Annotated in this window: 23 protein-coding genes; 10 read left to right on the top strand and 13 right to left on the bottom strand. The window is 54.8% G+C overall.

The window, feature by feature from the left end; genetic code table 11:
* The first annotated feature begins 256 nt into the window (after window positions 1-256).
* The 6 genes from chbB to chbG all read left to right on the top strand — a co-directional run bounded on the left by chbB (window position 257) and on the right by chbG (window position 5,500).
* Window positions 257-577, top strand: a complete 321-nt coding sequence (gene chbB, locus A8O29_RS13585) for a PTS N,N'-diacetylchitobiose transporter subunit IIB (protein WP_110507890.1) — start codon at window positions 257-259, stop codon at window positions 575-577.
* A gap of 90 nt (window positions 578-667) precedes the next feature.
* Window positions 668-2,026: a PTS N,N'-diacetylchitobiose transporter subunit IIC gene (gene chbC / locus A8O29_RS13580; RefSeq protein WP_159465867.1), complete on the top strand. Its 1,359-nt coding sequence runs from the start codon at window positions 668-670 to the stop codon at window positions 2,024-2,026.
* Window positions 2,027-2,080: 54 nt separating this feature from the next.
* The gene (gene chbA, locus A8O29_RS13575) at window positions 2,081-2,428 is read left to right on the top strand and encodes a PTS N,N'-diacetylchitobiose transporter subunit IIA (protein ID WP_110507892.1); all 348 of its coding nucleotides are present in this window, start codon (window positions 2,081-2,083) and stop codon (window positions 2,426-2,428) included.
* 30 nt (window positions 2,429-2,458) lie between these two features.
* Window positions 2,459-3,283 carry a transcriptional regulator ChbR gene (gene chbR, locus A8O29_RS13570; RefSeq protein ID WP_110507893.1) on the top strand — a complete coding sequence of 275 codons (825 nt, stop codon included), beginning with the start codon at window positions 2,459-2,461 and terminating at the stop codon, window positions 3,281-3,283.
* Window positions 3,284-3,382: 99 nt separating this feature from the next.
* Entirely contained in the window at window positions 3,383-4,729 is a 1,347-nt protein-coding gene (locus A8O29_RS13565) for a 6-phospho-beta-glucosidase (protein WP_110507894.1), read from the top strand.
* Window positions 4,730-4,741: 12 nt separating this feature from the next.
* Window positions 4,742-5,500 (top strand): chitin disaccharide deacetylase, encoded by a 759-nt coding sequence (gene chbG, locus A8O29_RS13560; RefSeq protein WP_125354809.1) that lies wholly within the window; start codon window positions 4,742-4,744, stop codon window positions 5,498-5,500.
* A gap of 220 nt (window positions 5,501-5,720) precedes the next feature.
* Here chbG and katE read toward each other — a convergent pair whose 3' ends face one another.
* On the bottom strand, window positions 5,721-7,979 hold the full coding sequence (katE, locus tag A8O29_RS13555; protein ID WP_125354808.1) for a catalase HPII: 2,259 nt from the start codon (window positions 7,977-7,979) through the stop codon (window positions 5,721-5,723).
* 232 nt (window positions 7,980-8,211) lie between these two features.
* Between katE and cedA the strand changes: the two genes are divergently transcribed.
* Window positions 8,212-8,454, top strand: coding sequence for a cell division activator CedA (gene cedA / locus A8O29_RS13550; RefSeq protein ID WP_110507897.1), 243 nt, complete (start codon window positions 8,212-8,214; stop codon window positions 8,452-8,454).
* Between the two features lie 46 nt (window positions 8,455-8,500).
* Here cedA and A8O29_RS13545 read toward each other — a convergent pair whose 3' ends face one another.
* From A8O29_RS13545 to citC, 7 genes are read right to left on the bottom strand one after another with little or no spacing between them, the layout of a single operon-like run.
* A complete protein-coding gene (locus A8O29_RS13545; RefSeq protein ID WP_125354807.1) occupies window positions 8,501-9,964 on the bottom strand; it encodes an anion permease in 1,464 nt (487 codons plus the stop codon).
* 24 nt (window positions 9,965-9,988) lie between these two features.
* Window positions 9,989-10,879, bottom strand: coding sequence for a triphosphoribosyl-dephospho-CoA synthase CitG (gene citG / locus A8O29_RS13540; RefSeq protein WP_125354806.1), 891 nt, complete (start codon window positions 10,877-10,879; stop codon window positions 9,989-9,991).
* The gene (citX, locus tag A8O29_RS13535) at window positions 10,854-11,402 is read right to left on the bottom strand and encodes a citrate lyase holo-[acyl-carrier protein] synthase (protein ID WP_125354805.1); all 549 of its coding nucleotides are present in this window, start codon (window positions 11,400-11,402) and stop codon (window positions 10,854-10,856) included. The genes citG and citX overlap by 26 nt, the downstream gene beginning before the upstream one ends.
* Before the next feature lie 4 nt (window positions 11,403-11,406).
* Window positions 11,407-12,927 carry a citrate lyase subunit alpha gene (citF, locus tag A8O29_RS13530; RefSeq protein ID WP_125354804.1) on the bottom strand — a complete coding sequence of 507 codons (1,521 nt, stop codon included), beginning with the start codon at window positions 12,925-12,927 and terminating at the stop codon, window positions 11,407-11,409.
* Window positions 12,928-12,936: 9 nt separating this feature from the next.
* Window positions 12,937-13,845 carry a citrate (pro-3S)-lyase subunit beta gene (citE, locus tag A8O29_RS13525; RefSeq protein WP_125354803.1) on the bottom strand — a complete coding sequence of 303 codons (909 nt, stop codon included), beginning with the start codon at window positions 13,843-13,845 and terminating at the stop codon, window positions 12,937-12,939.
* On the bottom strand, window positions 13,842-14,138 hold the full coding sequence (gene citD / locus A8O29_RS13520; RefSeq protein WP_125354802.1) for a citrate lyase acyl carrier protein: 297 nt from the start codon (window positions 14,136-14,138) through the stop codon (window positions 13,842-13,844). Before citD ends, citE begins: the two co-directional genes overlap by 4 nt.
* A complete protein-coding gene (gene citC / locus A8O29_RS13515; protein WP_125354801.1) occupies window positions 14,135-15,193 on the bottom strand; it encodes a [citrate (pro-3S)-lyase] ligase in 1,059 nt (352 codons plus the stop codon). The genes citD and citC overlap by 4 nt, the downstream gene beginning before the upstream one ends.
* A gap of 355 nt (window positions 15,194-15,548) precedes the next feature.
* Here citC and dpiB point away from each other — a divergent pair, with 355 nt between their 5' ends.
* Window positions 15,549-17,237, top strand: a complete 1,689-nt coding sequence (gene dpiB, locus A8O29_RS13510) for a sensor histidine kinase DpiB (protein ID WP_125354800.1) — start codon at window positions 15,549-15,551, stop codon at window positions 17,235-17,237.
* Window positions 17,206-17,886 (top strand): two-component response regulator DpiA, encoded by a 681-nt coding sequence (gene dpiA / locus A8O29_RS13505; RefSeq protein ID WP_125354799.1) that lies wholly within the window; start codon window positions 17,206-17,208, stop codon window positions 17,884-17,886. Before dpiB ends, dpiA begins: the two co-directional genes overlap by 32 nt.
* 64 nt (window positions 17,887-17,950) lie before the next feature.
* On the opposite strand, the gene A8O29_RS13500 is transcribed toward dpiA, so the two are convergent.
* The 5 genes from A8O29_RS13500 to hxpB all read right to left on the bottom strand — a co-directional run bounded on the left by A8O29_RS13500 (window position 17,951) and on the right by hxpB (window position 22,636).
* Window positions 17,951-19,342, bottom strand: a complete 1,392-nt coding sequence (locus A8O29_RS13500; RefSeq protein WP_125354798.1) for an L-cystine transporter — start codon at window positions 19,340-19,342, stop codon at window positions 17,951-17,953.
* A gap of 130 nt (window positions 19,343-19,472) precedes the next feature.
* Window positions 19,473-20,207, bottom strand: coding sequence for a lipopolysaccharide core heptose(II) kinase RfaY (locus A8O29_RS13495; RefSeq protein ID WP_125354797.1), 735 nt, complete (start codon window positions 20,205-20,207; stop codon window positions 19,473-19,475).
* 146 nt (window positions 20,208-20,353) lie between these two features.
* Entirely contained in the window at window positions 20,354-20,944 is a 591-nt protein-coding gene (locus A8O29_RS13490) for a metal-dependent hydrolase (RefSeq protein WP_125354796.1), read from the bottom strand.
* Between the two features lie 95 nt (window positions 20,945-21,039).
* Window positions 21,040-21,801 (bottom strand): 2-dehydro-3-deoxy-D-gluconate 5-dehydrogenase KduD, encoded by a 762-nt coding sequence (gene kduD / locus A8O29_RS13485; protein WP_125354795.1) that lies wholly within the window; start codon window positions 21,799-21,801, stop codon window positions 21,040-21,042.
* Window positions 21,802-21,967: 166 nt separating this feature from the next.
* A complete protein-coding gene (hxpB, locus tag A8O29_RS13480; protein ID WP_125354794.1) occupies window positions 21,968-22,636 on the bottom strand; it encodes a hexitol phosphatase HxpB in 669 nt (222 codons plus the stop codon).
* A gap of 139 nt (window positions 22,637-22,775) precedes the next feature.
* On the opposite strand from hxpB, the gene A8O29_RS13475 reads away from it, so the two are divergent.
* Window positions 22,776-23,312 carry a YniB family protein gene (locus A8O29_RS13475; RefSeq protein ID WP_125354793.1) on the top strand — a complete coding sequence of 179 codons (537 nt, stop codon included), beginning with the start codon at window positions 22,776-22,778 and terminating at the stop codon, window positions 23,310-23,312.
* Window positions 23,313-23,326 lie beyond the last annotated feature (14 nt).

The raw sequence follows: 23,326 nt of genomic DNA, 5'->3' as shown, positions 1-23,326 counted from the left end.
ATCTGGCCGGGCTTTTTATTGCCTGCTGCCGCTTATTTAATTGCGCGAATTATTTGGCCAAAATGTGAGGGTAGTCATAACCGAAGGTCAATGAGAGACAATTTAGGTCCACCAGGAATTATCTTGCGTCTTTCCGATGCCGTATACTCACCTCACAAACACAAAGTAACAATTCGTTACCGTCATAAGCCCGCCCCGTTGAGTACTGGATGAATCACCCGGCGGCGGTCAGTAAATACCTATTGAGGAAGCGAGTATGGAAAAGAAACATATCTACTTATTCTGTTCTGCGGGCATGTCCACCTCTTTGTTGGTGTCGAAAATGCGCGCACAGGCTGAGAAGTACGAAGTACCGGTCGTTATTGAAGCTTTCCCTGAAACCCTCGCGGGTGAAAAAGGTGTCAACGCCGACGTCGTATTACTGGGCCCGCAAATCGCTTATATGCTGCCGGAAATCCAGCGCCAGTTGCCAAATAAACCGGTTGAAGTTATCGATTCTATTTTGTATGGCAAAGTAGATGGTTTAGGTGTACTTAAAGCCGCTGTCGCCGCCATTAAGAAAGCTGCAGCGCAATAATTTTTTAAATTTGATTTAATTTTCCCGTCAAAGAGTAATTTCACACACAAACGCCGTAATATTTTATTGCGGCCTTTAAGGGTATTTTCTATGAGTAAAGTTATTAGCTCTCTTGAAAAGGTACTCCTTCCTTTTGCTGTCAAAATAGGAAAGCAGCCGCACGTTAATGCGATTAAAAATGGCTTTATTAAATTAATGCCACTGACCCTCGCAGGGGCCATGTTCGTTTTAATCAATAACGTGTTTTTAAGTTTTGGCGAAGGCTCGTTTTTCTATTCTATGGGCATTCGGTTAGACGCTTCCACCATTGAGACCCTGAATGGTTTTAAAGCCATCGGCGGCAACGTGTACAACGGTACGTTGGGCATTATGTCGCTGATGGCGCCTTTTTTCATAGGCATGGCGTTAGCTGAAGAACGAAAAGTGGATCCGTTCGCTGCGGGTCTGTTATCCGTGGCGGCCTTTATGACCGTGACCCCGTACAGCGTGGGCGAAGCCTATGCCGTCGGCGCGAACTGGTTGGGTGGGGCAAACATCATCTCCGGGATAGTTATCGGCCTGGTGGTGGCGGAAATGTTCACCTTTATCGTGCGTCGCAACTGGGTCATTAAACTGCCAGACAGCGTTCCGGACTCCGTGTCGCGCTCGTTCTCTGCGGTTATTCCTGGTTTCATTATTTTGTCCATCTTTGGGGTGATCGCCTGGGCTCTGACCCACTGGCAGACCAACTTCCACCAGATAATCATGGATTCCATCTCTACGCCGCTGGCGTCGATGGGTGCCGTGGTCGGTTGGGCCTATGTCATCTTTACCTCGCTGCTGTGGTTCTTCGGTGTGCACGGTTCTCTGGCGCTCACCGCGCTTGATAACGGCATCATGACCCCATGGGCGCTGGAAAATATCGCGATTTACCAACAGTACGGTTCCGTTGATGCGGCGCTGGCAGCAGGCAAGACCTTCCATATGTGGGCCAAGCCGATGCTGGATTCCTACATCTTCCTCGGCGGTACCGGTGCGACGTTGGGTCTGATTATCGCCATCTTCATCGCGTCTCGTCGTGCAGACCATCGTCAGGTTGCGAAGCTGGCGCTGCCATCCGGTATCTTCCAGATTAACGAACCGATTCTGTTTGGTCTGCCAATCATCATGAACCCGGTGATGTTCATCCCGTTCATTCTGATTCAACCCCTGCTGGCCGCCATCACCATGTCAGCGTACGGATTAGGGATTATCCCGCCTATCACCAACCTGGCGCCGTGGACGATGCCAACCGGTTTGGGCGCGTTCTTTAACACCAACGGCAGCATCGCCGCACTGTTGCTCGCACTCTTCAACCTTGGGATCTCGGTGCTGGTTTATCTGCCATTCGTGGTGATTTCCAACAAAGCACAGACCGTCATTGATGAAGAAGAGAGCGAAGAAGATATCGCTAACGCACTGAAATTCTGATGTAACGCGGTACGGGGGCAGCCCCGTACCGCCAGACGTAAAGAGGGAATAGCTATGTTCGATCTGGATAAAATTGTGGCAGATGAGGTTGAAGTTAACGACCTCGAAGAAGTGGTGATGGGGCTTATCATTAACTCCGGACAGGCGCGCAGCCTGGCGTACACCGCGTTGAAACAGGCCAAGCAGGGCGATTTCACGACGGCAAAAGCCACCATGGAACAATCCCGCGTCGCGCTGAGTGAAGCGCACCGCGTGCAAACGCAGCTCATCGAAAGCGATGAAGGCGAAGGCAAAATGAAGGTCAGCCTGGTGCTGGTACATGCTCAGGATCATCTTATGACCTCAATGCTGGCCCGCGAGCTGGTTGCCGAATTGATTGAGCTTCACGAGAAGGTACAATAACGGGCAGATACCACGATGAGGCAACCAAAGATGACGACCCTGGAAATCAGTACCGCGTTTGAACAACAGCTGTTTAACGGTAAGAATTTTCATGTCTTCATCTACAATAAAACGGAAAGTATCAGTGGCTTACACCAGCACGACTACTACGAGTTCACCCTCGTGTTAACCGGGCGCTATTACCAGGAAATTAATGGCAAACGGGTGATGCTGGAGCGCGGAGATTTTGTCTTCATCCCGATGGGGTCTTACCACCAGAGCTTTTACGAGTTCGGCGCGACCCGCATCCTGAACGTTGGCATCAGCAAACGTTTCTTTGAAGAGCACTATCAGCCGCTGTTACCCAGTTTTTTGGTGGCCTCACAGGTCTACTCAGTTAAAAGTACCTTTCTCAGCTATATAGAGTCGGTTATTGCCTCACTCAATTTCCGCGAAAGTGAATTTGATGAGTTTATTGAAGTGGTCTCGTTCTATGTGATTAACCGCTTGCGCCATTTCCGAGAGGAGCAGGCCCAGGATGTGATTCCTCAATGGTTAAAAACAACCGTAGAAGAGATGCACGATAAACATAAATTTGGTGAAGGTGCGCTGGAAAATATGATCGCGCTATCCGGTAAGTCTCAGGAATATCTGACCCGGGCAACACAGCGCTTTTACAGTAAAACGCCGATGCAGATTATTAATGATATCCGCATCAACTTCGCCATGAAGCAATTGGAAATTACCAATTATTCGGTGACCGATATTGCGTATGAATCAGGTTACAGCAGTCCGAGTCTGTTCATTAAGACCTTCAAAAAGCTGACCTCATTTACACCCAGCAATTATCGAAAACAGCTCACCGTCATTAATTAACGCCGTGCGGTACGCCGCATGCACCGAATTCGTTTAGCTATCCGCGCGTCACGTGGAGAGTCAGCCACACGCCGTTTGCGGATCACGAGGGAGAAAGTTATGAGCCAGAAATTAAAAATCGTTACTATCGGCGGCGGTAGCAGCTACACCCCGGAATTACTGGAAGGCTTTATCAAGCGCTACGCTGAATTACCGGTGACCGAGCTGTGGCTGGTGGACGTGGAAGAAGGGCAGGAAAAACTCGATATCATCCACGCCCTGTGCGAGCGCATGGTGCAGAAAGCCGGCGTGCCGATGACAGTACACAAAACCCTGAACCGTCGTGAAGCGCTGAAAGACGCGAACTTTGTGACCACGCAACTGCGCGTTGGCCAGCTGAAAGCGCGTGAAAAAGACGAACGTATTCCACTGAGCCACGGTTATCTCGGCCAGGAAACCAACGGTGCAGGCGGCCTGTTCAAAGGTCTGCGCACTATTCCGGTGGTGTTTGACATCATCAAAGACGTGCAGGAAATCTGTCCGGACGCGTGGGTGATTAACTTCACTAACCCGGCCGGAATGGTGACCGAAGCCGTTTATCGTCACACCGACTTCAAACGCTTTATCGGCGTGTGCAACATTCCCATCGGCATGAAAATGTTCATCACCGATGTGCTGAACCTTACCGATAAAGACGACCTGTCAATTGACCTGTTCGGCCTGAACCACATGGTGTTCATTCGCGACGTTATCGTGAACGGCGAATCCCGCTTTGCCGAACTGCTGGACGGTGTCGCCTCCGGTAAACTGACCGCCAATACCGTGAAAAACATCTTCGATATGCCGTTCAGCGAAGGCCTGATTCGTGCCCTGAACCTGCTGCCGTGCTCTTATCTGCTGTATTACTTCAAGCAGAAAGAGATGCTGGCGATCGAAATGGGCGAATACTACAAAGGTGGCGCGCGTGCGCAGGTGGTGCAGAAGGTCGAGAAACAGCTGTTTGAGCTGTACAAAGACCCTGACCTCAACATCAAGCCGAAAGAGCTGGAGCAGCGCGGCGGGGCGTACTACTCCGACGCCGCCTGCGAAGTGATTAATGCTATCTACAATGACAAGCAGGCGGAGCATTACGTTAACGTGCCGCACTACGGTCACGTGGATAACATTCCGGCAGACTGGGCGGTCGAAATGACCTGTATTCTCGGCCGCGACGGTGCGAAGCCGCACCCGCGTCTGACCCATTTCGATGACAAAGTGCTCGGGCTGATTCACACCATTAAAGGCTTCGAAGTGGCGGCTAGCCACGCGGCGCTGAGCGGAGAATTCAACGATGTGCTGCTGGCGCTGAACCTCAGCCCGCTGATTCATTCCGACAAAGATGCAGAAGTTCTGGCCCGCGAGCTGATCCTCGCGCATGAAAAGTGGCTGCCGAACTTTGCCGAAACGGTGAAAACCCTCAAGCAGTAAAAGGAGTTGCAGATGGAACGTGTGCTCATCGTCAATGCCGATGACTTTGGCCTCAGCAAAGGCCAAAACTATGGCATCGTCGACGCCTGTAAAAACGGGCTGGTAACGTCCACGACTGCGCTGGTGAACGGCGCGGCCATTGATCACGCGGCGCAGATGAGCCGCTGTGTACCGGAACTGGCGGTGGGGATGCACTTTGTTCTCACCCTCGGAATGCCGCTGTCTGCGATGCCGGGCCTGACGCGTGAAGGCAAGCTGGGTAAGTGGATCTGGCAAATGGCGGAAGAAGACACGCTGCCGCTGGAAGAGATTGCGCGCGAACTGGACTGCCAGTATCACCGCTTTGTCGACCTGTTTGGCTGCGAGCCGACGCATATCGATAGCCATCACCACGTGCACATGATCCCGCAGATTTTCCCGATTGTGGCGGCGTTTGCCAAAGCAAAAGGCGTGGCGATGCGTATCGACCGTAACCTGCAAAAGCTGCACGATCTTGACGATAAGGGCGTGCGCAGCAGTGCCGGATTTGCGGTTGAGTTTTATGGCGATGCCATCACCGAAGAGCTGTTTCTTCAAACGCTGGAAACCTCCGCGCGGGCAGGGGAAAGCTCCGTGGAAGTGATGTGCCATCCGGCATTTGTCGACAATACGATTATGGGCAGCGCGTATTGCTACCCTCGTTTGACTGAACTTGATGTCCTGACGTCGCCGTCACTGAAATATGCCGTCGCCGAGCGAGGCTATCGGCTCGGGACGTTTCGCGATATTTAACCCGTCATACTTTGCGCTGCAGGTGTGTTGGCTGCACCTGCTCACCCCAGTCACTTACTCGTGTAAGCTCCTGGGGATTCTCAGGCTTGCCGCCTGCCTGCAACTCAAATTATTTAGGGTTGGTTGAAATGTTGGTGCCCGGATTCTCCCTGGGCATCGTGTTAGGGGTTAGGCCGGGCGCAGTCGCACCCGGCATTTTTTTGCCTCAAAACCCCGTTAATTACGCCGGAATGGACGGGATTTTACTTGCCCGAGACCACACGCGATGCGCGGCAAGCTGTGTCAGGAAGGATTTCATTAATTTATCCGTGACACTGTCACCTTCAAATATGCCTTCCTCACCTTTGTCGCTCACCTGTAACAGCGTTTTAAACTGACGCGCGTCCCCGGCCAGCAGAATAGGCTTCAGGTGTTTATAGGCCTCGAGCAGGTAGTACCGGGCATCACCCTGTTTTTCCAGGCTGGCAATATCCCCGCCAGGCACAATCACCGCATCGACCGTCAGCGAAGGCGAACCGTCGAACGTCGCCGCTACCGGCAACACCGAACCATCATCGGCGATGACGTCACCCATCCGAGAGTAGAGCAACTTAGCGTGTGCGCCCTGCGCTTTAAGCGCTTTGAGCAGCGTCAGCACCTCTTTGGCCACCGGTTTATCGTTCAACAGCACGGCAACCACGCGACCCTTCACGCCGCCGCTCGGAATGGCGTAAAGACTTAACGTCGGGTCTTTGCTTATCCCGTTGATAGCGGCCGGCGGGGCGATATTACGCTGTTCTTCGGTGAGCGTAATCCCAAGGTTATCAGCCACGGCGCCCGCCAGCTGATGATCGATGTGCACCAGCTGATCCACCACCCGCTCACGGATATACGCCCGGGCAACTTTGCTCAGCTCAAAGCTAAAGGCGCTGACGATATGCTGTTGCTCGACAGCCGTCTGGCTGTTCCAGAACAAACGTGGATGGGCATAATATTCGCCGAATGAAGGGCTGCGCTCGCGAATTTTATCGCCGTCGACCCGGGCATGATGCGACTCAAATCCCCCGCGATGCGGGCCAGGCGGGGTTTCTCGCGGCCAGTTATCGTTGATGGAATTGGGCTCGTAGTTCGCCGGGTTGGTGTCGATATCCATCCGGTGCATGCCGTCACGCTGGAAATTGTGATACGGGCAAGCCGGGCGGTTAATTGGGATCTCATGGAAATTTGGCCCGCCAAGACGGCTGATTTGGGTATCGGTGTAGGAGAAAAGTCGCCCCTGCAACAGCGGGTCATTACTGAAATCAATGCCCGGCACGATATGGCCCGGATGGAACGCGACCTGTTCGTTTTCGGCAAAGAAGTTGTCGGGGTTACGGTTCAACACCATTTTCCCAACCAGCTGCACCGGAACCAGCGCCTCGGGGATCAGTTTGGTCGGGTCGAGCAGGTCAAAGTCGAATGTAAACTCGTCTTCTTCGGGGATCAGCTGCAGGCCCAGTTCGTATTCTGGATAATCTCCGGCTTCAATCGCTTCCCACAGTTCACGACGGTGAAAGTCGGGGTCACGGCCCGTCAGTTTTTGCGACTCATCCCAGACCATCGAGGCTTTGCCTGCCACCGGTTTCCAGTGGAAGCGCACAAACGTCGATTTGCCTTCGGCGTTGACCAGCCGGAAGGTGTGAATGCCGAAGCCTTCCATTGTGCGATAGCTACGTGGCAGGCCGCGGTCGGACATTGCCCACATCACGTTGTGCAGCGTTTCAGGTTGCAGGGAAACGTAATCCCAGAAGGTGTCATGGGCGCTGCCGCCCTGTGGAATAGCCCAGTGCGGCTCCGGTTTTACCGCGTGAACGAAATCTGGAAATTTCATCGCATCCTGAATGAAAAATACCGGCGTGTTGTTGCCGACCAGGTCGAAAATCCCTTCATCGGTATAGAATTTTGTCGCGAATCCGCGAATATCCCGCACCGTATCCGCCGAGCCTGCGCCGCCCTGGACGGTGGAGAAACGCACGAATACCGGGGTGATTTTGTCAGCGTCGCTCAGAAAGCTGGCTTTGGTAATATCACTCAGATTTTTATAGGCCTGAAAATAGCCATGCGCCGCGGAACCTCTGGCGTGCACGATGCGTTCAGGAATGCGTTCGTGATCAAAATGGGTGATTTTTTCACGCAGGATGAAATCTTCCAGCAGCGTCGGGCCACGCGCTCCGGCACGCAGGGAGTTCTGATCGTCAGCAATTCGCAGACCCTGATTGGTGGTCAGCGGCACATCGTCGCCACCCTTGCGAAAGGTCTCAAGCGCATGGAGTTTTTCATTGCTGATATCCGGCGCCTTCAGGCTGCCCGGCGCAGTAGGCTCTTCGCCAGGTGCGGTAGGATGCGGGCTGGAACGGTGTGAATTGTCATCAGGGGCAAGGGAGTCCAGACCAGGCTGGGATTCGCTAGCATCGTGAACCGGGGATTGATGCGGCGGCTTATTATTATTTCTCTTCGACATTGCACTCGTCTCCTGTTTTCGTTTTTAGAAAAGGGTCGTTGTTGCGTCAAACATTGCGTCAAACCCGTTAACTATAGAACACAGGCGGGCATCACTGGCCATCACGGGTATAATTCCGATTCATCTCACTGGGGCAGGCGTGATTTCGCACGCAGGGCGCGACGGTGGCGACCACAATCGGCTATGATAGGTTTTTACTGACTTTGATTTTCGTTCTGGTGCTTTTCCGCTTATGAAACCGCTGCGTCAACACAACAATCGCCCCGTTATCAGCTATGTGCCCCGCGTCGAACCGGCACCGCCCGATCACGCCTCGAAAGTCGACGGCTATCGCGATGTCTGGAAACTGCGGGGGAAGTATGTCGCGTTCGTGCTGATGGGGAATCAATTCCAGCGTTCACAGGCGTTTACCGGACCGGAGTCAGCCCAGCGTTGGGCGGCGCAGATGCGTCAGGAAGGAGAAATCGAAGAGTAGGAATGCTCCCTTCTGCGTGAGAAGGGAGCCGGTCAGGCGTGCGGGATTAGCTCCACAGCGCCAGGATTGGCCAGCCCACCAGCAGCAACAACGAGATGTAAATCACCCCGAAGATCGCCCCCAGACGCCAGTAATCCTTCGATTTCACGTAGCCGCAGCCGTAGATAATGACCCCCGGGCCGGTAGCGTACGGCGTCAGGCAGCCCATGATGCCGATGGACAATACCAGCAGAATACACAGATGCTCCATCGGCACGCCCGGGATACCTTTGCCTACCGCAAGGATAACCGGCAGCATGGTAGCGGTATGCGCGGACAGGCTGGCAAACAGATAGTGGGCGAAGTAGAACACCAGCACCAGCACGATCACCGTGGCGTTGGCTGAGAAACCTTCCAGGTGCGTACTCATGGTGTTGGCGAACCAGTCGATAAAGCCGGAGCGGGTCAGGCCACTGGCCATCACCACCAGCGTCGCCAGGTTAACTAAGGTATTCCACGCGCTATTGTATTTGGTAATGTCTTTCCAGGGGACTACGTGCAGCGCCAGCATCAGCGACACCGCCAGCAGGCCGACCGCCGTGGCGTCGATTATCTCCCCGCCAAACACCCACAGGCCAAGGCTTAACAGCACCAGGCCAATCAGGGTTTTCTCTTTCCCCGTCAGTTTCCCCATCTCTTTGAGCGCATCGCTGGCCCAGCCAGACACTTCTTCGCTGTGGGTAATTTCAGGTTTGTACAGCACGTACGACAGCCACGGGGCCACGATCAGCAGGATAATCCCCACCGGCAGGAAGCTCAGGAACCACTGTAACCAGCTAATCTGAATGCCCGCGATTTTATTAACGAACTCCAGACCGAGCACGTTTGGTGCAGCACCCGTGACAAACATCGAGGAGCTCAGGCTGGTACTGATCACCATCATCCACATCAGATAACCACCGATGCGTTTCGATGACGGGTCGTTAGGGTACGATTTGAACAGCGCTGGCAGGTTTTTGATTACCGGGAACACGGTTCCGCCCGTACGCGCAGTGTTGGACGGCGTGAACGGTGCCAGCAGGATATCAATAATCACAATGGCGTAGCCCAGCGTCAGCGTGCGCTTGCCCATGAACTTGACCATAAAAAGCGCGATGCGTCGGCCAAGCCCGGTGACTTCGTAGCCCAGCGCAAAAATAAACGCGCCGAACACCAGCCAGACAGTGGTACTGGAAAATCCTGCCAGCCCCCATTTCAGCGCCTGTTTGCCTGCGTTAAACGTGGGGTCAGCCAACTCCTTTGCGTCGAACAGCAGATAGTCGCTGCCGATGACGCAAATCGTTACCGCAATAAAGCTGATGGCGGTGGCGGGGATGGGCTCAAGGATCATCCCGACAATCATCGCCACGAACACCGCAAAGTAGTGCCAGGCCTGCGGCGGCATACCGTCCGGCACCGGGATCATCAGCATTACCGCCATCACCAGCAGCGGGGCGATCAACTTCCATATATTATCTTTTGAAACAGACATAACTGATTCTCCAGTAATCAATTTTTATACGTTTAAGAGGTAAGGTGCAGTGCTAATTTCATGTAAAAAAAGGGTCACGATCAGCAGGTCAGCGCTGCCGCCCGGGCTAAGGTTGCGGGCAATGCAACGCTTGTCGAATTCATACAGATGAAACAGATCGGCCGAGCGGCGAATGCCTCCCTGGTCGAGCAACGTTTTGGCCTGCCGTTGCAGCCAGTTCAGGCCTTGCACGCCGCCGCGAGACGCCACGTTGGTATCGCCGTTGTGGGCCATCAGCAATAGCAGGGTGTCGAGCAGCGCCAGTTCAGGGTCGATGCCCTTGTCCCGTAGCGCCTGGTAATGGGGTAAAGCCAGGTTCAGCACCTGCGGATAACCTGACTCGGCCTCGCCCCGCGCCCCGGTCAGGCCCAGCTGCTGATACATCTTCTGTCCCGCGGTTTGTTTTAGGTTGTTACGTTGTAGCTCCCGGGCAGTCAGCCCCTGACAAAACGCATTCACGGTGGAGCAGAGTGCTTGCGGAGTCACAGGCTGCTCGCGCTCGCGCAGACGGCCTACGGCGGCGCAGAGCAATCCCAGCGAAAAAATGCTGCCTTTATGGGTGTTCACGCCGGCGGTGGCGCGGAACATATCGGCCTCGCAACCGAGGCCGATCGGGCGCAAACCGGGTAAAACCTGCTGCGCTGATAACCAGGCACTGTTCGCGCCGTAGCGGATAAAACGCGGCAACCAGGGACGGATAGCGTCGGCGCTGCGGTAAAAGTCGGCCAGCGCCATGTCCCGGTGTGCGCCACTGTTAAAGCGGTCGACCAGGCCCGGCTTCGGAGACAGGTTCACCTCGGCGACCATCGCACGCCAGGCCAGCCAACTGACCTGTTCAACCACTATAGGGTCAGAACTGAAGGTGATCGGCTGCATGCAGCAACGCCTCCATACGGGACAGCAAATCCCCCAGCGGATGCGCCCGTTCTCTGGCGCAAATCCGGGCATCGTTCTCACACAGCAGACAGCGGCGGGTCGGAAGGGCGAGTGCCGTGCGGGAAAGTATTTCCCCCTGTGGATTTAGAACGTCGATATCCCACAATCGTCCCAGTGGGTGCTTCTGCTCCAGAGCGATGGCGGTCTGTTTCAATGCCAGTGCCGGGGCATCGACCGCCAGCAAACCTTCCGGCCCGGTCGCCAGACCGAAGCAGGCCTGGTATCTGATTTCCCACCCTGACGCCGCAAGGTATTCCCGCAGCGCCCGCAGGCCATGATTAAAAATCCGCCGGGTCAGCTCGCTGTCTTTTACCGGGCCTGGGGCGAGGGTGGTCAACGAAATCAGCGGCAGCCTGTACTGCGCCAGCCACGCCTGCTGCCGCGCCTGTCGGGCATCGCGGCTGGTAAGCAGTTCAGGCAGGGTAATGACGCGGTGACTGGCACAGGTCAGATACAGCGGCATCGTTTTACTCCTTCACCTGGTGAACCACGTCAATCACCGAGCCGTCGCGATAGCGCACCACGGCAATCACGCGATCGGTAAATTCGATGGCACGGGGTTGGCCGGTCAGCGTTTCGGCACGCTGGCGTAACCATTCGACTGTCACCACGTTTAGCCCGGCCTCTTTCAGCCGATCGGCCAGTTCCGGACGCGCCGGGTTGACGGCGATCCCATGGTCGGTGACCAAAATATCGACACTGGAACCCGGCGTGACGCAGGTGGTGACCTGATCGACCAGGGTCGGAATACGGCCGCGCACCAGCGGGGCTACGATGATCGACAACGCGGCGGCCACCGCCGTATCGCAGTGACCGCCGGACGCACCACGCAGCACGCCGTCGGAGCCGGTCAATACGTTGACGTTAAAACGGGTGTCGATTTCCAGCGCGCTGAGCACCACCACATCGAGCCTGTCGACGGATGCCCCTTTGGAGCCCCAGTTTGCGTACTCGTTGGCGCTGATCTCAATATGATTCGGGTTACGGGCCAGCGATGCGGCCGCCGCGCGGTCAAAACTCTGCACGTCAAGCAGCTTATGGATCAGGCCTTTTTCATGCAGGTCGACCATGGTGGAGGTAATACCCCCCAGCGCAAACGCGGCATGAATATCGCGATGGCGCATTTTGTCTTCCAGGAAACGGGTCACCGCCAGCGACGCGCCGCCGGTGCCGGTTTGCAGGGAGAATCCCTCTTTGAAGTAACCGGAATTGACCACTACATCGGCGGCGCTGCGGGCTATCAGCAGTTCACGCGGATTGGAGGTCATGCGGGTGGCATCTGCGCCGATTTTGTCGGCATCGCCGACCTGTTCAATCTGCACAATCAGGTCAACCTGATCCTGCGTCAGGCTGGCCGGGCTGTGCGGATAGGGCAGCAGCGCCTCGGTGAGTAACACCACCTGACGGGCGTTTTCGGCATCGACTTTGGCATAACCCAGCGAGCCACAGCAGGCGTTGCCGGTATACCCGTTGGCATTGCCGAAGGGATCGCACGCCGGCACCCCGAGAAAAGCTACATCGACGTTCAGCTCGCCGCTTTTCACCAGATGCACGCGCCCGCCGTGGGAGTGGATTTGCACCGGTTCTGCCAGCAGGCCACGGGAGATTTCTTCCGCCAGTGGGCCGCGCAGGCCGGAGGTGTAAATCCGGCTGACCACATTATTACGGATGTGCTCCACCAGCGGCGTATGGCAGTCGCTGAGCGAACTGGAGGCCAGGGTCAGGTTTTTGAATCCCATTCGGGCGATAACGTCCATCACACGATTGAGCGTCAGGTCGCCGTTGCGAAACGCGTGGTGGAACGAAATGGTCATCCCGTCGTGCAGCCCGGCGCGGCGGATCGCCTCCTCCAGGCTGGCGCAAAGCTTTTTGTCGCGCGGCTTTTGCGTTTGCAGGTTTAGCTTGGAGACCGCGTTAAACGCCGGGCTGTGGTTTTCTGTGCGACGACACCAAGCGGCAACGCGTTCCTGTCGTAAATTCTGAGTCATGATGAGTCCTTATTCTTCACGGATGCCGGAAAGGGCGGCGCGGGAGAGCACCAGACGGGCGCGTTCAATCACCGGGCTGTCGACCATTTTGCCGTTCAACGACACCACGCCACGGCCTTCATGCGCCGAGGCTTCAGCGGCCTCGACCACCTGTTGCGCGTGTTCCACTTCTTTTTGCGTTGGTGCGTAAAGATTGTGCAGCAGGTCAATCTGGCGGGGGTTGATCAGCGACTTGCCGTCAAAACCGAGCTGTTTGATATGCGCCGATTCATGCAGAAAACCGGCGTCGTTGTTGGCATCGGAGTAGACAGTATCGAAGGCCTGGATCCCGGCGGAACGTGCAGCCTGTAAAAGGGCGCAGCGGGCAAACAGCAGTTCGACGCCGTCAGGAGAGCGTTCGGTGCGCAGGTTGCGGACGTAGTCTTCCGCGCCCAGCGCGATGCCGATTAAACGCGGCGAGGCGTGGGCAATCGCCACCGCCTGGGTGATGCCCTGCGCAGACTCAATAGCCGCCAGCAGGCCAGTGCTGCCGGGCTCGCGGCCACACTCGGCTTCAATGCGGGCGATTTCAGTTTCGATGTCGATAACGTCCTGGGCGGTGTCCGTTTTAGGCAGGCGCACAATGTCCACCCCGCCGCGCACCACCGCGTCGAGGTCCTGAAGGCCATACTCAGAATCCAGGGCGTTTACCCGGACGATGGTTTCCCGGTCCTGATACAGCGGGTGTTGCAGGGCGTGATACACCAGACGCCGGGCCGAATCTTTCTCGCGCAGGATGACCGAATCCTCGAGGTCAAACATCAGTGAATCGGCGGAATAGATAAAGGCGTTGCTGACCATCGCGGCGTTTGCGCCAGGGACGAACAACATACTGCGGCGGGTACGGGATTTACGCTGTTCGGCGAGGGGCGAAATCATGGGCGATCCCCCCACGGCAGGGCCACCACGTCACTGGCGCGTACCAGCAGCGTTTCAAGGCGGGCGCGTAGCACACAGTCGAGTGCGCCTTTATCATCGACAATGAGCTGAACGCCATGGATCTCATGGCGGGAGAGGACGTCCAGAATGGTGGCGCGAATGGCGTCGCCAAACTGCTTCTCGACGCTGCTGTTGAGTTGTAGGTCAATGTCGTGAGTATCAATCGGTGCGATTCTCACCATTACATCGCCCGACTCCAGAGTGCCGGCGACGGCTGCATGGATAATTTTCATTTTTCACCTGTTACTAATGCGGATGTCTGTTGTCTGCTCGCGGTGAGCATCTGCTGCAAATAAGCCCGGGTCGCTTCAGGGACCAGAAGCGCAATCGTTGCCAGATCCTTTTTCACCAGTAGCCGACGCACCCAGGAGGCGGAAATCGCCATGCCCTGGCACTGCAGGCGTTCAATTTCCACCCATTGGATCGGCGGGGCTGAACTCGACGGGTCAGCGAGGATCAGGCGCATATCGTGGTTGTAGCCTGCTGTCACGGTGCAAAAGGGCTCGGTGCCGACGAAGCGATGCGTGATGCCTAACGCCGGGGCCAGATACTGGCGGAATATTTGCAGGTCGATTTCGGTGTAGCAGTGGTTAATTACGCTCTGCTCTTTGATGAAGTAGCAGGGGAAGGTGGCGCGGGAAATCAGGTATTCCGAGCCGCGGTGTACCGTGATTTTGGGGATATCCGCAGTCCCGGCGCGCACCAGCGCCAGCCGGTCCTCGTACGGGAAGCGCGAGGTATCCTCTTTGACCAAAAAAACGTGCAGCCAGTCGCACTGGGCGGCGGCTTGCTGAATCAGATAGCGGTGGCCGCGGGTGAACGGGTTAGCATTCATCACGATGCAGCCAATTTTGTTGCCATCCTGGCGCAGGGTGGTGAGAAAACTGGCGTAGCGTTGCAGGCGGGTGGCGCTGTTTTCCATCAGCACCATCACGCCAGGCACGCTCGCCAGGGTGTAAAAACCACACTGCTTAAACAGGGCTTCGTTCTGACTTTTGGTATAGATAAATAAATGCGTGCACTGCCTTTCATAGGCGAGATTGATTAATTCAGTGGCAAGAGTGAGAGCCAGACCTTCTCCGCGTGCGGATTCACTGATAGCGACACACTTAATAATATTCCCGGCAATGCCGCCGCAGGCGATAAGACGATCGTCGCGGCTCACCGTAATAAAGACGTCTACCGTGGTATCAATACTCAAGTCGTTTTGGTGCAAAAATTGCGTAATGGCGGCTATTTTTTTATTTTCAGCACGCTTAACCTGGGCAAATACGGTTTGGGGAAACATTCTTCAGAACTTCCTGTTATTCATGCTGCCGGAAAGGCAACGCAACTGATGATAATCCTTTGCAAATTAATAACATTTTGGCGAGCGGTGCCGGTTACTCCTGAGCCACGTGGCGAGTGTACGGGCTATTGATTTGTGCTTTTTTGACTTGTTTCACAAAGGGTTGCCTGATTTAAATAGACTTAATGGTTTTTATTTTCTTAATTAAAACTATTGCTCCTAATTGCGTGGCGTTTATTTGCTTAATTTATTTTATTTGTGCAATCCCTAACGAATTTGGTGGTGGTCACTGGACGCAGGGAAAACAAATCCATTACCTTCACGGAGTGATTATGAAAAAGGAAAGTTTCAACCTATGGCAGTGCCCCAGTCGTTGACTAAAAAGTGGGAAAATAATAAGGGTAGAGGGTTTGGCTATTTTCGCCGTCTTGCTTTCCCGCTGAGAATTTTCCTGCTGCTGTTATTCATATCCACTTTATTGGTCACGGCGCTGGGCCAGTATCTCTCCGCCAGCTTTGAAGACTATCTCACCCGTCACGTGCGTGATATGGCGATGAATCAGGCCAAAATTATCGCCGCCAACGACAGCGTGGTGGAGGGGGTTAAAAGCCGCGACAGCAAAAGGCTGGCGACCATCGCCCACAAACTGGCCGACGGGTCTGACTTTGACTACGTGGTGATTGGCGACCGCCATTCGATTCGTCTTTATCACCCTAATCCAATGAAAATTGGCTACCCGATGCAGTGGACCCAGCCTGGTGCGCTGGAGAAAGGAGAAAGCTACTTCATTACCGGTAAAGGCTCAATTGGCATGGCAATGCGTGCCAAAACGCCGATTTTCGACGAGCATGGCCAGGTTATCGGGGTGGTATCACTGGGGTATCTGGTCAGCAAGATCGACAGCTGGCGGCTTGATTTTCTTCTGCCTCTGGCGGGTGTGTTTGTGCTTATTTTGGTGATTTTATTGATATTGTCGTGGCTGTTTGCCGCGCACATCCGCCGTCAGATGTTGGGCATGGAGCCGCGCCAGATTGCACGAGTGGTGCGGCAGCAGGAGGCGCTGTTCGGTTCGGTATTCGAGGGGCTGATTGCGGTCGATCCCGAAGGGCACATCACCGCCATCAACCGCAACGCCCGTAAGATGCTCGGCCTGGCTTCGCCGGGACGGCAGTGGCTGGGACAACCGATTTGCCAGGTGGTGCAGCCATGTCCCTTTTTCACCGAGAAAATTGCCGAGAAGCGCCAGGATGTGATCTGCACCTTTAATGGACTGAGCGTCATCGCCAACCGGGGCGCGATCCGCTTCGGCAACGAGATGCTCGGGGCGATCATCAGCTTTCGCAGCAAGGACGAGATAAGCACCCTGAATGCCCAACTGACGCAGATTAAACAGTATGTCGAGAGCCTCAGAACACTGCGCCACGAACATCTGAACTGGATGTCGACCCTCAGCGGCCTGCTGCAAATGAAAGAGTATGACCGGGTGATGGAGATGGTTAAAGGCGAGTCACAGGCCCAGCAGGAGCTGATCGACAGCCTGCGGGCAGCATTCGATGACCGTCAGGTCGCCGGGCTGCTGTTTGGCAAAGTGCAACGCGCCCGCGAGTTGGGCTTGAGCCTAAAAATAGTGGACGGTAGCCAACTGAGGCAGCTGCCCGCCGGGCTGGATAGCACCGAATTTGCGGCCATTGTGGGCAATCTGTTGGATAACGCCTTTGAGGCCAGTCTGCACAATCCGCAGGGTGATAAAATCGTCGAGCTGTACCTCAGCGATGAAGGGGCCGAGGTGATTATTGAAGTCGGCGACTACGGCTGCGGCGTACCGGTTGGACTGCGCGACGCTATTTTTGACCATGGCGTGAGCACTAAGCGTGATGAAGCCAGTGAGCATGGCATTGGTCTGTATCTGATTTCGAGCTACGTCGGGCGCTGCGGAGGGGTGATAACCCTCGAAGACAACGCCCCGTGTGGCGCTTTATTTTCCATTTTTATTCCGAAAGTGAAATTGACCGATGGTACAACCTCTAACGATTTTGATAGTTGAAGATGAAACCCCGCTGGCTGAAATGCATGCGGAGTTTATCCGCCATTTTCGTGGCTGCGGGCAGGTCTGGCTGGCGGGAAATTTAGCCCAGGCCCGCACGATGATTGCACGTTTTAGGCCATCGCTTATCTTGCTCGACAACTATTTGCCGGACGGGAAAGGCATCACTCTGTTGCATGAGTTAACCCTGGCGCACGATCCCTGCGGGATCGTGTTTACCACTGCGGCGAGCGATATGGACACCGTGTCCGAGGCCGTGCGGGGGGGGGTGTTTGATTATCTGGTTAAACCGGTTTCTTACGAGCGTCTGGAGCAAACGCTGGAGCGTTATCAGCAGCGGATGCTGATGCTGGCGACGTGCGACAGCGCCAGCCAGCGTCAAATCGATCAGATGTTCAATGCCTACTCGCGTGGGGAACCCAAAGCTGAGTTGCCAGCCGGGATCGATGCGTTGACGCTGGGTAAAGTGTTGAGCCTTTTTGCCGATAGCGAAGTACGGCACACGGCGGAAACCGTCGCGCAGACACTGAAATTGAGCCGGACGACCGCGAGGCGCTATCTGGAGTTCGCCGCCGGGCAGCAGCAGATTTTGGCGGAGATTATTTACGGGAAAGTCGGGCGACCACAGCGAATGTATCGCGGCCTGTGAGCCAAAAAAAACGGTGAGCCTGATTCGGGCTCACCGTTGTGATTTATTGCGCAGTGGGCACAGCTTAACGGTGCGCCAGTTCCACTTCGTCTTCACTTTCCATCACCGTTTTATCGGTCTGGCGCAGCCACTGGCTGGTCAGTGTCCCGGCGGTCATGGAACCGTTCACGTTCAGTGCCGTACGGCCCATGTCGATCAGCGGCTCGATGGAAATCAGCAGCGCGACCAGGGTAACCGGCAGGCCCATCGCAGGCAGAACAATCAGAGCTGCAAATGTTGCACCACCACCCACACCGGCTACACCGGCGGAGCTGACGGTGACGATGCCGACCAGCGTTGCAATCCACATCGGATCCAGCGGGTTAATGCCCACGGTTGGCGCAACCATCACCGCCAACATCGCCGGGTACAGACCCGCACAGCCGTTTTGACCAATCGTGGCACCGAAAGAGGCTGAGAAGCTGGCGATAGATTCCGGCACGCCCAGGCGACGAGTCTGCGCTTCGATATTCAGCGGAATAGACGCGGCGCTGGAACGGCTGGTGAAGGCGAAGGTCAGCACTGGCCATACTTTGCGGAAGTACTTCAGCGGATTCACGCCGTTAGCACCCAGCAGCAGGCCGTGCACCACAAACATAATCGCCAGACCGAGGTAAGACGCCACCACAAAACCGCCGAGCTTGATAATGTCCTGCAAGTTGGAACCGGCCACCACTTTGGTCATCAGCGCCAGCACGCCGTACGGCGTCAGCTGCATCACCAGACGCACCAGCTTCATCACCCAGCTTTGCAGCGTGTCGATGGCAGTCAGGACGCGTTTGCCTTTTGGCTCGTCGTCTTTCAGTAATTTCAGCGCGGCCACACCGAGGAAGGCGGCGAAAATCACGATGCTGATAATGGACGTTGGGCTGGCACCCGTCAGGTCAGCAAACGGGTTTTTCGGCACGAAGGAGAGCAGCAGCTGAGGCACGCTCAGGTCAGCCACTTTGCCAACGTAGGTGCTTTGAATCGCGTTCAGACGCGCAGTTTCAGCGGTGCCTTGAATCAGACCTTCAGCGCTCAGGCCAAACAGGTTGGTCACCAGCACGCCGACCAGCGCAGAAATCAGCGTGGTAAACAGCAGGGTGCCGATGGTCAGGAAGCTGATTTTACCCAGCTGAGACGCATTGTGCAGGCGCGCCACGGCGCTAAGAATGGATGCGAACACCAGCGGCATGACGATCATTTGCAGCAGTTGAACATAACCGTTGCCCACGACGTTGAACCACTGAATAGACTCTTTCAGCACTGCGCTATCTGCGCCGTAAATCATCTGTAGGGCGAGGCCGAAGACCACGCCCACCGCGAGACCGACCAGCACTTTCTTGGCCAGACTCCAGTTTTTATTTCGTGTTTGCCCCAGAGCAAACAGCAATCCCACGAACACCACAACGTTCGCGATTAATGGAAAATTCATCCCCGTTCTCCTGATCTCATTATTTTGTCTAAAAATAGACAGGCTCTAATGGCGCAAGATTATCAGAAGTGTGAATTGACGCTTATATTCAAATGGAATTGATTATTCCAAAAGCGCGTTTACAGACGAATTAATGTCCACTCTGGTGATTAATGAAGCGATCCAGCTGTGGCTGGCGGTTCTTAATTTTGAAGTGTCTTTTTGTCTTGCGGGAAACCAGAAATTTCTCCCACAGATTCCGAGGCTCAAAGGGGACACCCAGGCGGATATTGGCGGTCACGCTATCCTCAATTTTGCGTTTAGCATTACAGCGCTTGCCGCACAAATCGATAATACGCACGCCTTTTTTGCTCAGGATAAAATTCCCACCGTGAGCATCGCCTGAAATGATTTTCATCTTATGCATTTGCTGCATCGAGGTTTTAACGTCGCACAGGATGTCCTGGGGGATCTCAGGCAGTTGGCTCAGTTCGGGGCCAGGAATGTATTCAAACAGCATGATCGACACTCGTGAAAATTTGAGAATTCGACGTTCCGCGAGCAGATAAAAATCGTTTGGGAAGGTATGTCCCTGCGTACGCGCCAGATCGATTTTTTCGATCAAATTCTCGTTAACATTTGGACGAAGCAGCGACTTGGCAAATTTCTCGAGTTTCTTGTGTTGAGGGGAACAGATTTTTAATACGTACTGGCCGTACTGCGTATTCAACAATGAAACGTGAGTATGCCGCTGGCTTTTGAACACCTTCTCTACACTCAGTTTTTGGATATTGCAGCTTAAAATATCGTCAAGAATTTCCAGGTAACGGGAGTCGTTACTTTTGTAGCAGACATGAAAGTCACGGTATTTCAGTTTTGTAATCATAAGGCAAGCGGCAGAACAGGTTATCAGTGGGTTATCGCTATCAGGACAAAGGACAGTATATTTTCGCGCTGGAACGAACAAGGACGCAGATGTCCAAAAATAAATCCCTGTTCTGCCTCACAACAAACTGACGTTACGCTGCCCGCTTAATGCCCACTCTGATGATTGATAAACCTGTCGAAGCGAAATTGCAGTTCGCTGATGAGGCTGGATGACCAGCGCACGGCGCTGTTGTCCGGCATTGATTGCGGCATCCATACGGCGTAAACGAACAACGCCATGCACAGCACGCGTTCGAGCTGGTTCCCTTTACGCGGCGCAAGAATCGGTAGGCGGAAACGCCAGCGGCACGGCCACAGCAACGGCACGCCCGCAGGGGTCAACATGTCGGCCAGAATATGGCTCAGATAGCCGAGCACCATCCCCTGCAATACATCGGCAGGCATAAACCAGGTTTCGGGCACTTTGAGATAGAACAGCGTCAGGCTACCGAATACGGCCAGCAGGCTATGGGTGAAGCCGCGGTGGCCGAATATTCGCGCAATGGGTTTGGCTATCCAGCTTAATCGCTGCCCCAGTAACGATTTGGGGTGATCGATGTCCGGCAGCAGACAGGTCAATACCGCAGCGGGAACAATGTGCCACCAGTCACCCTGTGCCAGAACCGGGGTCAGTTCGGCATTTTTGGCAAACACCGCGCAGGCTATTGAAAAGAGCAGGTGGCCTTCCGCCGTCATGATAAAACCCGTCAAACTGTCAATTCATACAGTATAGGGTTTTTATACAGTGGGCGGAAGAGGTGACGGTGTAACTGTTTGTCAAAATCCCGCGTTTAGCGGGCGAGCCAGCCGCCGTCTACGGCCAGAGTGTAACCGTTGACGTAATCTGATGCCGCCGAGGCCAGAAACACCACCGGTCCCTGCAGGTCTTCCGGGCTTCCCCAGCGTCCGGCGGGGATACGCTCGACAATCGCTTTGTTGCGATCTTCATCTTCGCGCAGAGCCTGAGTGTTGTTGGTCGCCATGTATCCCGGCGCGATGGCGTTCACATTGATCTGATGTGCGGCCCATTCATTTGCCAGCAGGCGAGTGATGCCCAACACGCCGCTTTTTGACGCAGTGTAAGAGGGCACGCGGATCCCACCCTGGAAGGACAACATCGACGCGATATTAATGATTTTGCCACCGTCGCCCTGACGGATAAACTGGCGGGCTGCAGCCTGAGCGAGGAAAAATACCGATTTCAGATTCAGGTTCATCACATCGTCCCAGTCTTTTTCGCTGAAGTTCAGCGCATCTTCCCGGCGAATGGTTCCGGCATTGTTAACCAGAATATCGATGCGGCCCATTTCGGAGACCGCGCGAGTGACAATCTCTTCAACCTTATCCTGCCGGCTGAGATCGGCCTGCACGAAGCTGAATCGGCGGCCCAGCGCCTGAACGCGCTCTGCCGTTTGCTGTGGATTTTTGCGACTCACGCCGACGATGTCACACCCGGCTTCGGCAAGCCCTAGGGCCATGCCCTGGCCTAACCCGGTATCGCAGCCGGTGACGATCGCCACTTTCCCTGAAAGATTGAACGCATTGAGAATCATAAGCACACCTCTGGCCTGTTTTTATCGTTGTGATGCAGGTAATGCGAGAAGCATAGAGGCGAGGGCGTGAAAACTCAAACTAAAATAAAACGATGTTTTAATTAATTTGACGGCGGTGGCGTTTTTATGAGAATTGCCCGGCAACGGCGCTGCCGGGCACAATGAATTAACCGAACAGATGCTCGAGGGTCAACTGCTCCAGGGAGGAGAGTTTGACGTTGGCGAGCACGTAGCGCGGGTCAGCCTGATTTTCATGTTCAGGCACCACGATTGAGCGCATACGCGCGGCTTTGCTGGCGATCATTCCGTTAACGGAGTCTTCCAGCGCCACGCAGGTCAGCGGGTCAACGCCAAGTTTCGCGGCGCAATCCAGATACACCTGCGGATGCGGTTTGCTGTATTGCAGCTTTTCAGCGGAGGCGAGGGCGTCGAACTGCTCACGCAGGTCGAACATTGCCAGCACTTTTTCCAGCATATGCAGCGGGGAAGCAGACGCCAGGCCCACCTTCAGCCCCTGAGATTTGCACAGCGCAATGGCTTCGCGCGCGCCTGCCAGCAGTGGGCGTTCCTCTTCAACCAGGGAAATCGCACGGCTGATGATGCGTGCGGTGACTTCTTCACGGCTCGGCCCGTTCCACGGCTGTTGGGCGAACCAGAGTTCGACCACCATGTCGATACGCAGACCCAGCGTGTCAGGCAATTCGTTACGGCGCGAAATATCGACACCCAGACCGGCAATAACGTCCAGTTCGGCACGATCCCACAGCGGTTCGGAATCAATCAGTAAACCATCCATATCAAAGATAGCGGCAAGAATTTGACGCTGGGCTGTCATAAGGCAACTCCTGTAGAGGTAAAAAGGCCTGAGATTCGACCTAATCGTACACCATATCGCTTTTAAAGCGCAGGCGAAAAGGCACAACTAAAGGTAGACTTACAGCGAAACAGAAAGCGCGTCTGAACAAGGGGAACCCATGACGTATCAACAAGCTGGACGCATCGCCATACTGAAACGTATTTTGGGCTGGGTCATTTTTATCCCGGCCGTGATTTCCACGTTAATATCGGTGTTCAAATTCATGTTTGAGCACAGTGAGAAGCAGCCAGGCATTGACGCCGTTCTGCTCGATTTTGCTCATGTCATGATTGAGATGATCCGTTTTAATACGCCATTCCTGAATTTCTTCTGGTACAACTCGCCGCAGCCGGATTTCCACCACAGCCTGAATATCGGCTTCTGGGTCATCTTCGCGCTGGTGTTTGTTGGCCTGGCACTGCAGTCGTCCGGCGCGCGTATGAGCCGTCAGGCGAAGTTTGTCCGTGAAGGCGTGCAGGATCAGCTGATCCTCGAGAAAGCGAAAGGGCCGGAAGGCTTAAGCAGAGAACAAATTGAGGCCAAAATTGTGGTTCCGCACCACACCCTCTTTTTACAGATTTTCGAGCTGTACGTTCTGCCGGTGATTGTGATTGTGGCGGGATACTTCTTCTTTAAACTGTTAGGTTTCTTGTAATAAAAAAAACCGGT

The sequence above is a fragment of the Scandinavium goeteborgense genome (assembly GCF_003935895.2).
GTDB classification, from domain to species: domain Bacteria; phylum Pseudomonadota; class Gammaproteobacteria; order Enterobacterales; family Enterobacteriaceae; genus Scandinavium; species Scandinavium goeteborgense.
The sequence above is the reverse complement of the archived record's forward strand: the minus strand, read 5'-3'. Positions and strand labels throughout refer to the sequence as shown.

What these genes read in the sequence shown, in the direction of transcription:
- chbC (WP_159465867.1), top strand. Translation starts at nt 668, where the DNA reads ATGAGTAAAGTTATTAGCTCTCTTGAAAAGGTACTCCTTCCTTTTGCT.
- A8O29_RS13500 (WP_125354798.1), bottom strand. Translation starts at nt 19,342, where the DNA reads ATGAATTTTCCATTAATCGCGAACGTTGTGGTGTTCGTGGGATTGCTG.
- citX (WP_125354805.1), bottom strand. Translation starts at nt 11,402, where the DNA reads ATGCCGCTGTATCTGACCTGTGCCAGTCACCGCGTCATTACCCTGCCT.
- citC (WP_125354801.1), bottom strand. Translation starts at nt 15,193, where the DNA reads ATGTTTCCCCAAACCGTATTTGCCCAGGTTAAGCGTGCTGAAAATAAA.
- citF (WP_125354804.1), bottom strand. Translation starts at nt 12,927, where the DNA reads ATGACTCAGAATTTACGACAGGAACGCGTTGCCGCTTGGTGTCGTCGC.
- dpiB (WP_125354800.1), top strand. Translation starts at nt 15,549, where the DNA reads ATGGCAGTGCCCCAGTCGTTGACTAAAAAGTGGGAAAATAATAAGGGT.
- citG (WP_125354806.1), bottom strand. Translation starts at nt 10,879, where the DNA reads ATGCAGCCGATCACCTTCAGTTCTGACCCTATAGTGGTTGAACAGGTC.
- chbA (WP_110507892.1), top strand. Translation starts at nt 2,081, where the DNA reads ATGTTCGATCTGGATAAAATTGTGGCAGATGAGGTTGAAGTTAACGAC.
- kduD (WP_125354795.1), bottom strand. Translation starts at nt 21,801, where the DNA reads ATGATTCTCAATGCGTTCAATCTTTCAGGGAAAGTGGCGATCGTCACC.
- A8O29_RS13545 (WP_125354807.1), bottom strand. Translation starts at nt 9,964, where the DNA reads ATGTCTGTTTCAAAAGATAATATATGGAAGTTGATCGCCCCGCTGCTG.
- chbG (WP_125354809.1), top strand. Translation starts at nt 4,742, where the DNA reads ATGGAACGTGTGCTCATCGTCAATGCCGATGACTTTGGCCTCAGCAAA.
- chbR (WP_110507893.1), top strand. Translation starts at nt 2,459, where the DNA reads ATGACGACCCTGGAAATCAGTACCGCGTTTGAACAACAGCTGTTTAAC.
- A8O29_RS13565 (WP_110507894.1), top strand. Translation starts at nt 3,383, where the DNA reads ATGAGCCAGAAATTAAAAATCGTTACTATCGGCGGCGGTAGCAGCTAC.
- citD (WP_125354802.1), bottom strand. Translation starts at nt 14,138, where the DNA reads ATGAAAATTATCCATGCAGCCGTCGCCGGCACTCTGGAGTCGGGCGAT.
- dpiA (WP_125354799.1), top strand. Translation starts at nt 17,206, where the DNA reads ATGGTACAACCTCTAACGATTTTGATAGTTGAAGATGAAACCCCGCTG.
- katE (WP_125354808.1), bottom strand. Translation starts at nt 7,979, where the DNA reads ATGTCGAAGAGAAATAATAATAAGCCGCCGCATCAATCCCCGGTTCAC.
- A8O29_RS13475 (WP_125354793.1), top strand. Translation starts at nt 22,776, where the DNA reads ATGACGTATCAACAAGCTGGACGCATCGCCATACTGAAACGTATTTTG.
- hxpB (WP_125354794.1), bottom strand. Translation starts at nt 22,636, where the DNA reads ATGACAGCCCAGCGTCAAATTCTTGCCGCTATCTTTGATATGGATGGT.
- cedA (WP_110507897.1), top strand. Translation starts at nt 8,212, where the DNA reads ATGAAACCGCTGCGTCAACACAACAATCGCCCCGTTATCAGCTATGTG.
- A8O29_RS13495 (WP_125354797.1), bottom strand. Translation starts at nt 20,207, where the DNA reads ATGATTACAAAACTGAAATACCGTGACTTTCATGTCTGCTACAAAAGT.
- A8O29_RS13490 (WP_125354796.1), bottom strand. Translation starts at nt 20,944, where the DNA reads ATGACGGCGGAAGGCCACCTGCTCTTTTCAATAGCCTGCGCGGTGTTT.
- citE (WP_125354803.1), bottom strand. Translation starts at nt 13,845, where the DNA reads ATGATTTCGCCCCTCGCCGAACAGCGTAAATCCCGTACCCGCCGCAGT.
- chbB (WP_110507890.1), top strand. Translation starts at nt 257, where the DNA reads ATGGAAAAGAAACATATCTACTTATTCTGTTCTGCGGGCATGTCCACC.